17 protein-coding genes and 1 pseudogene are annotated in these 13,735 nt (G+C 36.3%); 17 read left to right on the top strand and 1 reads right to left on the bottom strand.

Annotation, left to right across the window (positions count from 1 at the left end):
• Positions 1–232: 232 nt before the first annotated feature.
• Complete coding sequence (locus tag AC3WSK_RS12135; RefSeq protein ID WP_370079061.1) at positions 233–385, bottom strand: YjcZ family sporulation protein; 153 nt, start codon at positions 383–385, stop codon at positions 233–235.
• 299 nt (positions 386–684) lie between these two features.
• Here AC3WSK_RS12135 and AC3WSK_RS12130 point away from each other — a divergent pair, with 299 nt between their 5' ends.
• The 17 genes and pseudogenes from AC3WSK_RS12130 (at position 685) to AC3WSK_RS12050 (ending at position 13,606) form a co-directional block, all read left to right on the top strand.
• Positions 685–1,128, top strand: coding sequence for an Acb2/Tad1 domain-containing protein (locus tag AC3WSK_RS12130; RefSeq protein ID WP_492412498.1), 444 nt, complete (start codon positions 685–687; stop codon positions 1,126–1,128).
• 59 nt (positions 1,129–1,187) lie between these two features.
• A complete protein-coding gene (locus AC3WSK_RS12125) occupies positions 1,188–1,451 on the top strand; it encodes an HNH endonuclease (protein WP_402869537.1) in 264 nt (87 codons plus the stop codon).
• A 2-nt stretch (positions 1,452–1,453) separates the two neighbouring features.
• Complete coding sequence (locus AC3WSK_RS12120; RefSeq protein WP_402869459.1) at positions 1,454–1,762, top strand: hypothetical protein; 309 nt, start codon at positions 1,454–1,456, stop codon at positions 1,760–1,762.
• A 104-nt stretch (positions 1,763–1,866) separates the two neighbouring features.
• On the top strand, positions 1,867–2,196 hold the full coding sequence (locus tag AC3WSK_RS12115; protein WP_376077218.1) for a P27 family phage terminase small subunit: 330 nt from the start codon (positions 1,867–1,869) through the stop codon (positions 2,194–2,196).
• Between the two features lies 1 nt (position 2,197).
• Positions 2,198–3,892, top strand: coding sequence for a terminase TerL endonuclease subunit (locus AC3WSK_RS12110; RefSeq protein ID WP_492412495.1), 1,695 nt, complete (start codon positions 2,198–2,200; stop codon positions 3,890–3,892).
• A gap of 15 nt (positions 3,893–3,907) precedes the next feature.
• On the top strand, positions 3,908–5,053 hold the full coding sequence (locus AC3WSK_RS12105; protein WP_492412565.1) for a phage portal protein: 1,146 nt from the start codon (positions 3,908–3,910) through the stop codon (positions 5,051–5,053).
• Complete coding sequence (locus AC3WSK_RS12100) at positions 5,050–5,799, top strand: head maturation protease, ClpP-related (RefSeq protein ID WP_492412493.1); 750 nt, start codon at positions 5,050–5,052, stop codon at positions 5,797–5,799. Before AC3WSK_RS12105 ends, AC3WSK_RS12100 begins: the two co-directional genes overlap by 4 nt.
• A 38-nt stretch (positions 5,800–5,837) precedes the next feature.
• The gene (locus tag AC3WSK_RS12095; RefSeq protein WP_492412491.1) at positions 5,838–7,019 is read left to right on the top strand and encodes a phage major capsid protein; all 1,182 of its coding nucleotides are present in this window, start codon (positions 5,838–5,840) and stop codon (positions 7,017–7,019) included.
• A 26-nt stretch (positions 7,020–7,045) separates the two neighbouring features.
• Positions 7,046–7,363 carry a hypothetical protein gene (locus tag AC3WSK_RS12090; protein ID WP_492412489.1) on the top strand — a complete coding sequence of 106 codons (318 nt, stop codon included), beginning with the start codon at positions 7,046–7,048 and terminating at the stop codon, positions 7,361–7,363.
• A 2-nt stretch (positions 7,364–7,365) separates the two neighbouring features.
• Positions 7,366–7,662 carry a phage head-tail connector protein gene (locus AC3WSK_RS12085; RefSeq protein ID WP_492412563.1) on the top strand — a complete coding sequence of 99 codons (297 nt, stop codon included), beginning with the start codon at positions 7,366–7,368 and terminating at the stop codon, positions 7,660–7,662.
• A complete protein-coding gene (locus AC3WSK_RS12080; RefSeq protein ID WP_492412487.1) occupies positions 7,640–8,023 on the top strand; it encodes a phage head closure protein in 384 nt (127 codons plus the stop codon). The genes AC3WSK_RS12085 and AC3WSK_RS12080 overlap by 23 nt, the downstream gene beginning before the upstream one ends.
• The gene (locus AC3WSK_RS12075) at positions 7,986–8,387 is read left to right on the top strand and encodes a hypothetical protein (protein WP_492412485.1); all 402 of its coding nucleotides are present in this window, start codon (positions 7,986–7,988) and stop codon (positions 8,385–8,387) included. The genes AC3WSK_RS12080 and AC3WSK_RS12075 overlap by 38 nt, the downstream gene beginning before the upstream one ends.
• Positions 8,384–8,797, top strand: a complete 414-nt coding sequence (locus AC3WSK_RS12070) for a hypothetical protein (RefSeq protein ID WP_492412483.1) — start codon at positions 8,384–8,386, stop codon at positions 8,795–8,797. The genes AC3WSK_RS12075 and AC3WSK_RS12070 overlap by 4 nt, the downstream gene beginning before the upstream one ends.
• Positions 8,797–9,390: a phage tail protein gene (locus AC3WSK_RS12065; RefSeq protein WP_492412481.1), complete on the top strand. Its 594-nt coding sequence runs from the start codon at positions 8,797–8,799 to the stop codon at positions 9,388–9,390. The genes AC3WSK_RS12070 and AC3WSK_RS12065 overlap by 1 nt, the downstream gene beginning before the upstream one ends.
• 325 nt (positions 9,391–9,715) lie before the next feature.
• Positions 9,716–10,204, top strand: a pseudogene (locus AC3WSK_RS12060) (bclA protein); the annotation flags it as partial.
• Positions 10,205–10,330: 126 nt separating this feature from the next.
• Positions 10,331–10,801 (top strand): hypothetical protein, encoded by a 471-nt coding sequence (locus AC3WSK_RS12055; protein WP_492412479.1) that lies wholly within the window; start codon positions 10,331–10,333, stop codon positions 10,799–10,801.
• A gap of 159 nt (positions 10,802–10,960) precedes the next feature.
• The gene (locus AC3WSK_RS12050; RefSeq protein WP_492412477.1) at positions 10,961–13,606 is read left to right on the top strand and encodes a coiled-coil domain-containing protein; all 2,646 of its coding nucleotides are present in this window, start codon (positions 10,961–10,963) and stop codon (positions 13,604–13,606) included.
• Positions 13,607–13,735: the final 129 nt, after the last annotated feature.

Raw genomic sequence — 13,735 nt, 5'->3', positions numbered from 1 at the left:
GCGATATTTATCTATTTTACAAAAATAAAGTCTTATAAATTGAAAAAAATGTTATGACATTGGGAATACAACGAAGAACAGTCTGATAGACTTTCACCTGATTTCTAATCAATATCAGGAAAAAATGAAAAGGATCACTCTGGTAAAAGTGACCCTAAAATAAGGAGGTGTATGGCTAATTAACTTTATCCTATTATTTATTCCTATGTTGTGAACAAAAGAGGTTTTGAGATTAATACAAGAAAGTAGCGCCGACAATAATTAAAAGAATGAATAGAACAACAATTAGTACGAATGCTGAACCGCCACCATAGCCACCGCCGTTATAGCCTCCGTAATAACAATTGTTGTTGTAATTGCCTAAATTATTTCCGAAGTATCCCATGTATATACCTCCTTTCTATTTCTATAATATGTATAGTTATAGAAAGTGAAGGAGGTATTCATCCTATTGAATAAGGATGGGATTGCTCCTTTTAGTGAGTCGTCTTAAAAAATTAAAAGATGATAGGTTAAAAATAGTGTTAACTAAAGGTCGTATCCAAAAGGGTATGACTTTTAATTTTGCAATGGTGGGACAGCAATGTATAAAAAAACATGGGCGAAGTGAGAGTTTGCTATCCCAAGTCCATTGTATGTTAGTAAATAGATCGAAATGACAAAGTATTTATTGTGGAGGGACGAATGATGGCAAATAAATGTTTTGCAAAAGGATGTACTAATGAAGCCACAACAGAGTTTTGTCCAGAATGTTTAATGACTGGTGGTATTAAACCTAAAGATTATATCAACTCTCAATTTGAAAATAGCTTCACGTATCATGCACCAAAGAATGATCAACCACAACGATATGAAGCAATTAGGGACAAAGCAAAAGAATTGGCTCATATGATTGATGAACTATGTCCAGAAAGTCGTGAGAAATCTATTGCTCAAACGAATTTAGAACAATCTGTAATGTGGGCTAAAATAAGGAGGTCCAATCAGATGGAACGACTGATTGATTATATTAAAGAGCTAGAGATTAGATTGTTAGCCAAAGGTGAAACATTACCTGCAATGCGTGAAGATGTAGTTGCATTATTATCAGAAGATGATTTACCAACGCGATTAGAAGGTAGTGACTAGGATTGATTAAAGAAGCACGTAAACAAGAACTGATACAGCATATCCTTGCTGGTGAGCTTATGAAGTTCTATAAGTCTAAAGAGTGGATGGATTTACGACTTGATGCATTAAAGCGTGACAACTATGAATGTCAGTTATGTAAAGCAGCTGGACGTTATCACAAAGCAGAGAATGTTCATCATATAAAAGAAGTAAAGACTCATCCACATCTGTCATTGACTCTAAACAATTTACAATGCTTATGCATTAAATGCCATAACGAAGTACATGATCGTTTGGAATTAACACGTAAAAATAAATATGCAAATGACGAGAGGTGGTAGGGGTGCAACTTTCTGATGGCACATGGACATATGATACAGATGTTATCAATGCTGCAGTTACAAATGAGTGTCGTGATTGGTATGAGCGAGACATGCTGAACGCCTTTACTCGTTACGCTTACTATCTATACAAACAGATAAGAGATTGTGTCAATGCTCGTAAGTGCAAGCACATGACGATTGAGAAGGTACGAGAACAATTGAAAAACAATAACAAACTTGACTTCGCATGTAATTTGTTGTCGATTTCGGCCGAAGAAATTTGGTACATCGTTGACTTCGCTGATCAGCATTTAAAATATGTAAAATAAATACCCCCCGGTCAAAAAATTCCGGCTTTTTTAAGGGATTCGTTCAACGGGTAGGGTTCTGTACTCGCAAATTTTTTTTGAATTTTTCTCGCGTAAGGGGGGGTATGGTGAATAAAAGAAAATTAAATGCGATAAAAAAAGAGTTGATGGCGCTCATCGATAAAAATAGAAATATCGAAGTTGAGAAGGTCGAACGTTATATTAATCTTATAGAGATATATTATATGTTAGATGCAGCGATAGAAGAATTTGGTGTGATGATTACAACAGAAAATGGCTCGCAAAAATTCACCAAACCTAATCCGGCCATCGCAGAGAAAAATAAAATTAATGCTTCGTTAATCGCTCTTGGTAAAGATTTAGGTTTGGATAAACCATTACCGTCACAGACTACAACTAATAGTGGTAGTGATAGTAGAAGTGATTTGACTTAACGTGTTGCGACAAAAATATGTAGATGAATATATTTCGCTTTACCGAGAGGGTAAAATCAAGCTTAATAAAGAGCGAGAACTTTTAATTAAATATTTAGAGCGTGATATTTTGTCACGTGATGACTTGTATTTCAATGACGAAATGATTGAGGACTGCATAAATTTTGGGGAGAAATGGTACTTTCCTCTAAATGCTTATCAGAAGTTCTTAATTGCTTTCGTTTTTTTATTTTTCAAAAAGAATGACCGCGTGTTTTACAGAAAACATTTGTGGATGCTTGGTCGTGGTGGCGGTAAGAATGGATTAATCACGGTTATTTGCAATTTCTTGATTAGCGATTTACATGGTATTAGAGAATATAATATTTCAGTCGTGGCTAATTCTGAAGAACAGGCACAAACATCTGTGGAAGAAGCAGAAAAAACAATCAAACGGAATAGTACTCTACAGAAATATTTCAAAGCAACAGCTACTAGAATAATTTCCAAATTAACAGATAGTGTTTTTAGATTTAGGACATCTAATGGGAATACAAAAGACGGTTTGCGTGATGGTGCAGTCGTATTTGATGAAATACATTATTTTGAAACAAATAAAGATGTTCGTGTACACATTTCTGGTCTTGGAAAAAAGGCGAATCCACGAGAATTTTATATCGGTACAGATGGCTATATTCGAGATGGTTTTTTAGACAAGCTCAAAGAAAGAGCTATGAATGTATTAAATGGGGAAGCTCGATCTAATGCTTTATTTCCGTTTATCTGTAAGTTGGATGATGAAAAAGAAGTAGATAATTCAGAGCTTTGGGAAAAGGCTAATCCGATGTTGTCTAAACCGCTGAGTGAATATGCACAAGGTCTTCTCGACACAATTTATGAAGAATATGACGACTTAGAAGAAGATCCGTCAAACCGTGAAGAATTTATGACCAAACGCATGAATTGTCCAATAACGGATTTACAAAAATCGGTGGCTACTTGGGATGAAATCATGGCGGCAACTGAAAATGAAATGCCTGAATTAAAGGGGCATGAATGTATAGGTTGTTTAGATTACGCTAGTATTAGAGATTTTGCAGCATGCGGATTATTATTCCGACCAGAAGGTAATTACGTATTTAAAACTCATTCATTTGTCCGTAAAGAGTTTGCGGATATTTTTTATGCTTATTCAAAGAAGCGGAATGAAAAGGATAACAAAAAAATATTAGCTCCTATTCGCGAATGGGAAGAAAAAGGACTGCTTACTGTAGTTGACGAGCCGACAATTGGTATTAAACATATCGTGAATTATTTTGTGGAAGCGCGGAAAATCTATAAAATTAAAAAGATTATCATTGATAATTTTAGAGCTGACTTAGTACGAACGGCATTAGAAGATGCTGGATTTGAAGTAGAAGTTATACGTAATCCGAAGGCAGCAGATGCATTACTTGCGCCTCGAATAGAAACGGCATTTGCAAATAAGCAAATTATTTTTGGGAATAATCCGCTGATGCGCTGGTATACGAATAATGTGCTAGTCATCATCAAAAAGGACGGCAATAAAGAGTATTCAAAGAAAGAGCCAATTCGAAGGAAGACAGACGGATTTGACTGTTTTGTTACAGGTATGTGGAGAGCTGATGAACTACTCGTCACGAAAATTATTACGAAAGAAAATGTTAAACGGGCTATTAAAACTTATAGCTACTAGGAGGTGAAATTAGAAATGTGGCAATGGATTAAACGATTTTTTAAAAAAGGTAAATTAGAGAGTTTGAAAGATTGCTATTATGAGTTATCAGCTGAGTATTATTACAAAAAATTAGCTGTAGAAATATGTGTGAATCTTATCGCTAACGCTTTATCGAGATGTGAAATAAAAACCTATAAAGAAGGAAAATTGTACAGAGGAAACATGTATTATGCTTTAAATGTGCAGCCTAATCAAAATCAAAATGCAACTGCCTTTTTCCATAAAGCTATTCGAAAACTCATTTATGAAGGTGAAAGCTTAATCATCATGGAAAATGACAATTTTTATATAGCTGATAGCTTTAATGTTAAAGAATACGCCTTCTATGAAAACGTATATTCAGGTATCCAAATAGGTGATTTGACGCTTGATAGAAAGTATTCAGAATCCGAAGTTATTCGTTTAAAACTTACAGATACAAAAATATTGTCAGTGATCAATGAATTATACGAATCACATGGGAAAATGATTGAGGCGGCTAAAAGTTATTACAAGTTAAAAAATAATAAGAGAGTATTAATTAAAGGTGATTTTTTAAGACCTCAGGATGACGAAACGCAAGAGGCGATTGATGACATGTTTGAAAATCAATTGAAGAATTGGTTTGATCCAGACAAGAAAAGTGTGGCTTTCCAATTACAAGAGGGTTTTGAAATTGAAGATATGTCTGATTCAAAAACAGGTTTAACAATAGATAGTCGAGATATAAGTAATCTAGTGGATGATATTTTTAATTATGTAGCGATGGCATTTCATGTGCCGCGCGGACTACTTAAAGGCGATTTGGCTGACATCGATAAACAGACTGATAACTTTATTATGTTTGCGCTGAATCCTCCTGCAGAAATGACGGAAGATGAATTCAATCGTAAGGCTTATTCAAAAGATGAATATTTGAAACGAACATATTTGAAAATTGATACATCAAAAATAAAAGTGTCGGACATTACAGAGATAGCAACAGCGTTAGACAAAATGTTTGCAATCGGCTTTACGTTAAATGAAATTTTTGAGGAAATGGGACGTGAAAAAGTGGATGATCCTATTGCTAATATCAGACATATAACAAAAAACTATCAAACAGTAGAACAGGCTTTGAAAGGAGGTGAAGGACAATGAATAATGCTTTATCAAAACTTTTCTTAAATTATCAAAATGAAGCATACATGAAAAAACTAGAAGAAATTGAATATCGCTTCGAAGCAAATCATGATACAGAAAAAAAGGTAACTGAAATAACAATGTATGGTATTTTTGCTTCGTCGTTATGGAGTGATACAATTTCGGCAAAGAAAGTAGCACAAGCGCTTGATGAAGCGGAAGGAAATGACATAATCATTCACCTTAATAGTCCAGGAGGAGATGTAGCGGAAGGTATAGCAATAGCAAATAGGCTGTTACAATATCAAGGGAATGTTACAACATATGTAGATGGTTTTGCATGTTCAGCGGGGTCATTAATACCTCTAGTTTCCGATGATACCATAATGGGTGTAGGTTCAATGGTGATGATACATCCTGTTTCTACATTTGTATATGGGGATGAAGCGATATTATTAAAAGAAGCTAAAGTTTTAGCAAAGATGACGCAAGGAGCAATTGACATTTATATGTTAAAAGCAAAAGTTGAAAGAGAAGAAATAGAAACAATGGTAAAAAACGAAACATGGTTTACAGCACGTGAAGCTCTTGCGATTGGCTTTGCTACAGAATTATCAGAAGTGCAGGTATCTCAACAAAAAGATAATGAAGTTGATTCAGAGCAATATAAAAATAATGTTTTAGCTAGATTTATGAAACATGAGCCGGAGCAGCAACAATCAAATAATTTCTTCAATAAATTCAAGCGCGGTTCAAACGAGTAGCGCTTTTTTATTTTGATAAAAATAGGGAGGTCATTTTAATGACAATTAAAAATTTAGATAATGATCCAAAAAAAATTGATACGGAGGAGCAGATCACTGGATTAAAATTAGCATTTGAAAATGGCGATGCGACAGAAGTAGCGCAACGAATCGTGGAGCAATATTCAAACAATATAGCGCACTACGAAGATTTGATGAATACCACAATTCGTGAGGCAAAGCGCGCGGCTGAAATGCAATGGGACGAATCTGTATTAGTTTCACGAGGCGTTAGAAAATTAACGAATGAGGAACGTACATTTTATAATCAAGCAATCGAAGTAGAAAGCTTTGACGAAGTATTGAAGTTAATGCCACCAACTGTTTACGAACACGTATTTGAAGATTTAGCGCAGGATCATGTTTTACTATCACGCATTAACTTTTCGCCTCTTGGAGCAACGACACAGTGGGTATTACGTAAAGAAGGCGCAACAACAGCATACTGGGGTGATGTTTGCGACGAGATTCAAGAAATGGTTGATAGTGGATTCCGCACAATTGAAGCAAAATCGTATAAATTAAGTGGCTTTTTAGTTGTATGTAAGGCTATGTTTGAACTAGGACCTGAATGGCTTGACCGTTATGTTCGTGCAATTATTGCAGAAGTAGTAGCAACAGAATTGGAGAATGTGATTGTAAACGGAACAGGCAATAAGCAACCTATTGGCATGATGCGTGACATGGATGCACCTGTTGTCGGGGGTATGTATGCACCGAAAAAAGCGGTGGAATTAGTAGCATTTACACCTTTAGAAATAGGGAAGAAAATACTTGCACCTTCCACGCGTGGAGGAAAGCGTGATGCACAAGGTGTTGTCCTAATGATTAATCCATTTGATTACTACGATAAGCTGTTTGCGTATGGTGCAAAACAACGTGATGATGGTGTATGGGTATTTGGGAAATTCCCTGTACCAGAACTAGAAATCATTAAATCGCCTGCAGTGCCATTAAATAAAATGGTAAGTGGTAAACCAAAAGATTATTGGTTAGGAGCGGGAAAAGCAACACTGGAATCATCTGATCATGTCCGGATGATTGAGGATCAGCGTTTATATTTGACTCGACAATTAGTGAATGGTCAGCCATTAGACAATGATGCATTTACTGTATTTGATATTACTGGCGCTGGAATTGATAGTACAACAAGTAATGCTGAAATACTAGATACACCTTAATTAAAAGTAAGAGGAGGATGAATCGCATGATCACAGCAAAAGTAGTAAATACATTTAAAGCGCTTGAACATGATGGCCATATGTATAAAGCAGGTGACACATATCCAGCTGAAGGATTTACAACAAATGAGGAACGTGTGTATTTTTTAACAGGTGTGCATCCTGAGTACAAAAAAATCTATCTTGCAGAAGTTACAATTAACGAGCAGGAAGAACATAAAGAACAAGTGTCAGAGTTTCCAAAGCACACAGGAAGAGGCTATTATGAGCTTTCTAACGGCACTAAAGTAAAAGGTAAAGAGGAAGCTATCGAAGCGGAAAATGCATTGAAAAGCGGTGAATAATGATGAATGAACTGCTTATAGAATTAAAGCATCGATTACGTGTTACATGGGATGATGAAGATGCTGAGTTAGAACGTATCATTAATAGAGCAAAGTCTTACTTCGAGAAATTGACGAGTAAGACTTTTTCTTTTGGATTAGACGCATGGGAAACAGAGCTGTTATTAGAGCGCTGTCGCTATGTTTATAACAATGCCGCTGATGAATTTGAAAAGAATTTTGCAGATGAACTCAAGCGTTTAATACTACATGTCGCTTTAGAGAAGAGGGCTGTAGATGGCGAACAAGAAGATTCGTGATGTTTTAAACGATGGTTATATTCAATATGGCACGAAGGAAACTGGAAGGTCCGCGAAGAGAAAACGAATCGGTGAAAAATTTGTTCCAATGGGTCGGCTTGCTTATCAAGAAATGTCGTGTCGTGATGAAGATTATGAAATGGCAAAAGTATTAAGTGCTGTTTTAAGCTTGAAAATTCGCACGCTCTGTCCTCCTCAATTACGCAAATTTGATAAAAGTAAATTAAAAGTCATTGTAGAAGGTATAGAGTACGATGTCATAAAGGCAGATAGTGACCGTGAAAAGATGTATCTCTATTTTTATTTACAGGAGGTGGGGGCACATGAGCAAAACGAAAATCAAGATGCAGGAACAGATTGATGCTTTACTTACAGCGTTAGACACCTTCGATATTCCTGTTTTTGAGGATGATTTAGCAGAGGATGAGGAAGCACAGTTTGAAAAGAAGAAGTATCATTTCTTTGTCTATGAAACAGGTGACATGAATAAAAATGATGATCGAAAGTCTATTAGTCAAGATGTAGTTATCTATTACTATTCAGAAAACCGTGACGACATTGACGAACGTACTGTTGATATTATTACAGAACTTTCTCAGGTATCTCGTATGTCTTTGAAACGTACACAAAAACAAAGATTAAAAAGAAAAGATACTGATAACTATGTTGATAGAGTTGTATTTCTTTATCAACGCAAAATTGTGACTGGGTGTGTTGAATTATGAGATCACTAGTTGAATTTGATGATTTAACTTCTTTGGAAGAGAAAATTAAGGCGTTACCAGGTCGAGCTGAGAAAGCCATTAACAAGGTTTTACACACGGATGCTATTGAGATTGCTACAAAAGAAATGTCCAATCTTTTACCCGTTTCAAAGGTTGCTAATAAGAGACACGCGAAGGAAAGTAATTGGTCAACAAATGAGGAACATAATTTGGGGTTTGTTGTGAAAACAAAGGGAGGAGCCGCCAATAAAAAAGGTAGTTTTGGTTACTTAGTTTTCCCTGATGAAGGTCGAGGACCATCGAATCCCTGGGCACAGCATTTTAGTGATCGTTCATTACAGAAATCAACGCCTAAAATTTTAGAGAAATTACATGGCGCATTAGAAGAATTAATAGAGGAGGGCTTATAATGGCAAAACAAGTAATTGAGCAATTTGATGCGTGGAATATCAAAAACGCATCGATTCAATTTATGAAAGGAGGCAAACAAGAACCAGGTACAAAATTTGGTTGTGTAGGTACGATTGCATCTGAACCTGAGACAACCGTTTTATCGAAAAAATGTGGTCGTGCAACAATTGCGGAGAAAACCGTTACATTAAAGCTAAATGTAACAGTTAGTGCCCATGTACCTGTACAAGTTTTACGTGACTATTTCGGTTTATCTAATGAGGATTTAAAGCCCGGTATCTATAGTTATGGCTCCAATTCATTAGGTAAAGACTTTGTATTTACAGCTGATGTGGTAGATGAATTTGAGGACCTCACAAAATTAATCGCATTCCCTAAAGCATCTAATGCGGGTGGTTTTACCATCAACATTGATACGTCCCAAGAAGAGTTAGCGATGCTTGAACTAGCATTTAGTGCAGTTGCTGATGCACATGGCCAATTCTACTATGAGGCGATTACAGCTGAGTTAGAAGATCCAGAAATTGCGGAAACTTGGCATACAAACTTCACACGAAAATTAGTTGAAAAAACTTTACCAGATACACCTTAATGAGCGCCGCCTATTGAGCTTTGTAAAAAAGATTGATAACAATTATTTCTTTAGTTAGAAGTGATTTTCAATTAGATATTTATGTTGAATTTGAAAGATTGTGAAGAAATATATTTAAACTAACGGTGCGGGTTTGTTCAAGTTCAATAAAAACTTGAGTAGTTTTTAAACCAATCTAATATTTCTTAAAAGCATACTCTATAAGAAATAGTGGGGTGAAATTATGTCTAAAAAAAAGAAAATTACTACAATAAAACCTAACGGATGTTGTCCTCCGGTTAAATACACAGCGCTTAATAGTCATTGTCCTTCTGTCCCTTCATCTTCATGTCTTTGTGACTGTTGTGTTTCTCCACTTCAGTCCGTCTTACAACAACTTGTTGGGCAAACTGTAATTCTTGGTACTGTTGCAGACGCACCTAATGTACCTCCTCTCCTTTTTTTATTCACTATTGTTGAGGTGAATGATTTTTTAGTTACTGTTACAAATGGAACTACAACCTATGTTGTAAATATTTCTGATGTAACAGGGGTAGGTTTTTTTCCACCAGGACCTACTATCAATTTGTTGCCACCTGTTGATTCTGGATGTGAATGCAATTGTCGCGAACGACCAATTAGACAATTGTTGAATACACTTATTGGTTCAACAGTAAATCTTTTGGCAAGTAATGGGTCTACTGCAGTAGATTTTAATGTGGAACAAACAGGTCTTGGCATTGTGTTAGGTACTCTACCAATAAGTCCTAACCAACCAATCTTTAGATTTGCAATTTCAACTTGCAAAATTGTAGCTGTAGGGCAGACTAATTGAATAAAAAATGATGTTAAAAACAAATATTTAGTGAGTCAGTAGTTATTAATAATTAGTAGTTTTTATTTCAAACCAACACCTCCGAATTGGAGGTGTTTTATTTTTAAATAGATGGAGGAGAATCACATGAAAATTCAAAAGGTCGAGTTAAAAGAGATAGAAGTTGTAGAAGTTGACGGTGAATTTGAAAAGCGATTTGTTAACACAAAAGTACACCCAGCGTTTTTAACGAACGCTGCAGTGAAAAAAGGATACGATACAGGGTTATTAGAATCAAGCTTGTTTGAAGATTTACTGAAAATAAAGGGACTTGAAACACTTATTACTCAATCCGATGAAGAAGCTTCCCTTGAGTTATTGAATGCTTTTGATGAGCAAAAATTAATTGCTGTTATTTATCTAGCTGCAATTGGCGCCAATAAAAATCTTAGATTATCTTTTGATGAATTTTTAGAAAAGTACCATTATTCATTAACAGATACAATCCAACTTTATGCTAATTTGATTGTTGGATTAATGAGTGAATCGAATGAATTTGCTAAAGCTTTACACAAACAAACGAAAAAGTCCAAAAAAAAACAACACCACCAAAGCTAGTCATCAAGCATGTGGAGGATCTCTACACACTCTACGTATTAATAGCAGGCATCGACACAGAAACCTTTTGGCATGGTCCAATAGCAACAGTAGAGCGTATTTATGCGAATAAACTGGCGTTTGATGGGTGGAGTAATAGCCTGATAGGAGAGTGAGTATATGGCTAACAATAACAACGAAGTCAAAATAACCTTCAAGGCATTTAACCAAGAATTTAATAAATCAATGACGGAAATGAACAAAGAAACCACATCATTACGTCAACAGATGAAGCTCCAGCAAGAACAGATGAAACACAATGCTTCTGAGACTGAAAAGTTAGAGGCGAAAATGAGTGGTTTACAACAAATTTATGAAGTGGCAAAGCGTAAAACAGAAGAAACCACAGCAACTTTAGCACGTGCAAAAAATCTATGGGGTGAAAATTCAGAGGAAGCCAAAAAACTAGAGGAACAGCTTAAGCGTAATCAAATTGCTGAACAACAAGCAGCCAATGCCATAACAGGAACAGAACAAGCATTACAACGTGCTAAGCAAGCTCAGGCTGATCAAACGGAGTCTTTACGACAATTACAAAATTTATTTTCAGTCACTGGCCAATCGGTTGGTGATTTTTCTGATTTATTGGGGCGAGATTTAACAAGAGCTATCCAAAATGGTTCTGCCAGTGCAAAACAATTAGATACTGCATTCGATAAAATCGCACGCTCATCATTAAATGCAGGTCGTGATATAACAGAGTTGCGAGCATCCATTCGATCGTTAGACAGCGGTTCTTCTGTTGAACAAGTTCGACAAGATTTAGCTCGATTGGGACAAGAAGCAAATGAAGCCGAACAAGAAGTGAATGGTCTTGCGGATAGTTTAAAGTCTATGGCAGGTGCAGCGACTGCGGCTATTGGAGTAAGCACAGCGGTATCAACAGCATTAGAAAGCTCTAGTTTGGATACATCTATTAAGATTTCCTTTGATGTACCTGAATCATCAAGAGAAACCGTTAGACAGGCTGTGCGAGATGTAGAAGCGTACGGTGTTGATGGAGAAGCCTCACTCGAAGGAGTTCGTAGGCAATGGGCTTTAAATAAAGATGCTACAGATGAGGCTAATCAAGAAGTTGTAAATGGTGCAGCTGTCATTACCCGAGCATATAGTGGGATCGATTTTACTGAACTGATTCAAGAAACGAATGAAGTTGGCAAGGCGCTGGGTATATCCAATATCGAGGCAACCAACTTAATTAGTCGTTTATTGAAAATCGGTTTCCCTCCTGAACAGCTTGATATTATCAGTGAATATGGCGGACAGCTGAAACGAGCGGGCTACAATGCTAAGGAGATTGAAACTATCTTAGCGAGAGCTGCACAAGAAAAAAGCTGGAATATCGACAACCTGCTAGACGGGCTGAAAGAAGGGCGTATTCGCGCTGTTGAAATGGGTAACGGATTGAAAGAATCCATGAAGGATGCCATTCGTGATGTTGTTGGGGATACTCAAAAAATGTCAGATGAACAACTTTCCGCGATGGAAGCTAACTTTTCTAAACAAGAAGGTGCCCTAGCAAAATCGCTAAGTAATCGTGAGAAGTCCATCTCAAAGGGTCATGCTCAACAACAAAAATCTTTAGATAAACTGCTTCAAAGAGAGTATGACGCTGTATCTAAGAGTTATGACCAACAACAGAAAGCACTTGAAAAAAAATTAAGCGCTAATTATGATGCTACGGTTAAAAGCTATGAACAGCAACAAAAAGCATTGGAAAAAAGATTAACTGCTGAAACTGAGACATTAACTAAAAATCAGCAAGAACAGTTACGTCAGTTAGAAAAGGCGCAACAAGAAGAGCTGAAAATTTTTGAGAAAAACTCTCAAGCAAAAATAAAGCTCATAGACAAAGAGTACAAAGAGCGTATGAAGCTCATTGATGAAGAAAAATATAATCAGTTAAAAGCCTTAGACAATAAAATAGATTCATTAAATGCTAAAACCGAAGCTGAAGATAAAGCCATTAAGAAACAAGAGAACGCACAGAAACGTGCTGAACTAAACTTACGTGTAAATAATGCGAAAACGAACGCTGATCGCCAGAATGCAATGCGAGAATTACGCAATTTTGAAGAACAGTTACGTCTTGAAAAAATCAGAGAAGATCGCAAAGAACAAATTGAAGTTTTGAAAGGTCAAAAGGATGCGGTAAAAGAAGCATCGGATTCTAAAAAAGAAGCGCTTAAAACAGAGACTGAGACTCGAAAAGAGCAACTTTCAGAGCAAATTGCAAACGAAAAAGAATCGTTAAAAAGTGGATTTGATGAGCGGAAAAATGCATTAAAAGAAATGCAAGCAGCCGAAAAAGCAGCCTTGCAAGAACGGCATAACGCTCAAAAAGAAGCTTTTCAACAACGCAAACAAGAGGAATTAAAGGTACTTAGTGAATCTAATAAGGCACAGATTGATGCGTTACGAGAAGTGAATCAGGCGAAATTATCGGCACTTCAAGAGGAACATACTAATCGTAAAGAAGCACTTAATGAGAGATTAAGTGATGAAATAGATGCTGTAAGAGAAGCGCACAAAGCTGAATTAGATTCATTTAAAGCTATGAATGCCGAAAAGTTAGCGATAGCGAAAGACCCTCCTGACAGTGCTGCTGTACAAGCCTTATTCTCTCAGTTAGAGGGATGGGGGAAAGCAATTGCCAAAGGTGGCGAAGAAGGTTCAAAGGCATTTTCCGAAATGGCTACATGGTTATCAACAATAGAAGATGCTACTTTACGTGAAACGATTGGCGTTGAAATTTTCGGTAGATGATAAATTGTGCCGAAGTAAAATCGCGGTATTAAGCAAAGAGGGTGAGAATCCTAATTTGAACCGAAGGCTATACAAAGTATAGTCAGGGGCAGAGCATAGAAGGTGAAAAAATATAATCCTTCCAAGAGA

Source organism: Lysinibacillus sp. EB271-A1-10B (assembly GCF_058791335.1).
The sequence above is the reverse complement of the archived record's forward strand: the minus strand, read 5'-3'. Positions and strand labels throughout refer to the sequence as shown.

What these genes read in the sequence shown, in the direction of transcription:
- AC3WSK_RS12055 (WP_492412479.1), top strand. Translation starts at nt 10,331, where the DNA reads ATGAAAATTCAAAAGGTCGAGTTAAAAGAGATAGAAGTTGTAGAAGTT.
- AC3WSK_RS12085 (WP_492412563.1), top strand. Translation starts at nt 7,366, where the DNA reads ATGAATGAACTGCTTATAGAATTAAAGCATCGATTACGTGTTACATGG.
- AC3WSK_RS12050 (WP_492412477.1), top strand. Translation starts at nt 10,961, where the DNA reads ATGGCTAACAATAACAACGAAGTCAAAATAACCTTCAAGGCATTTAAC.
- AC3WSK_RS12130 (WP_492412498.1), top strand. Translation starts at nt 685, where the DNA reads ATGATGGCAAATAAATGTTTTGCAAAAGGATGTACTAATGAAGCCACA.
- AC3WSK_RS12135 (WP_370079061.1), bottom strand. Translation starts at nt 385, where the DNA reads ATGGGATACTTCGGAAATAATTTAGGCAATTACAACAACAATTGTTAT.
- AC3WSK_RS12080 (WP_492412487.1), top strand. Translation starts at nt 7,640, where the DNA reads ATGGCGAACAAGAAGATTCGTGATGTTTTAAACGATGGTTATATTCAA.
- AC3WSK_RS12100 (WP_492412493.1), top strand. Translation starts at nt 5,050, where the DNA reads ATGAATAATGCTTTATCAAAACTTTTCTTAAATTATCAAAATGAAGCA.
- AC3WSK_RS12115 (WP_376077218.1), top strand. Translation starts at nt 1,867, where the DNA reads ATGGTGAATAAAAGAAAATTAAATGCGATAAAAAAAGAGTTGATGGCG.
- AC3WSK_RS12090 (WP_492412489.1), top strand. Translation starts at nt 7,046, where the DNA reads ATGATCACAGCAAAAGTAGTAAATACATTTAAAGCGCTTGAACATGAT.
- AC3WSK_RS12075 (WP_492412485.1), top strand. Translation starts at nt 7,986, where the DNA reads ATGAGCAAAACGAAAATCAAGATGCAGGAACAGATTGATGCTTTACTT.
- AC3WSK_RS12105 (WP_492412565.1), top strand. Translation starts at nt 3,908, where the DNA reads ATGTGGCAATGGATTAAACGATTTTTTAAAAAAGGTAAATTAGAGAGT.
- AC3WSK_RS12125 (WP_402869537.1), top strand. Translation starts at nt 1,188, where the DNA reads ATGAAGTTCTATAAGTCTAAAGAGTGGATGGATTTACGACTTGATGCA.
- AC3WSK_RS12065 (WP_492412481.1), top strand. Translation starts at nt 8,797, where the DNA reads ATGGCAAAACAAGTAATTGAGCAATTTGATGCGTGGAATATCAAAAAC.
- AC3WSK_RS12070 (WP_492412483.1), top strand. Translation starts at nt 8,384, where the DNA reads ATGAGATCACTAGTTGAATTTGATGATTTAACTTCTTTGGAAGAGAAA.
- AC3WSK_RS12095 (WP_492412491.1), top strand. Translation starts at nt 5,838, where the DNA reads ATGACAATTAAAAATTTAGATAATGATCCAAAAAAAATTGATACGGAG.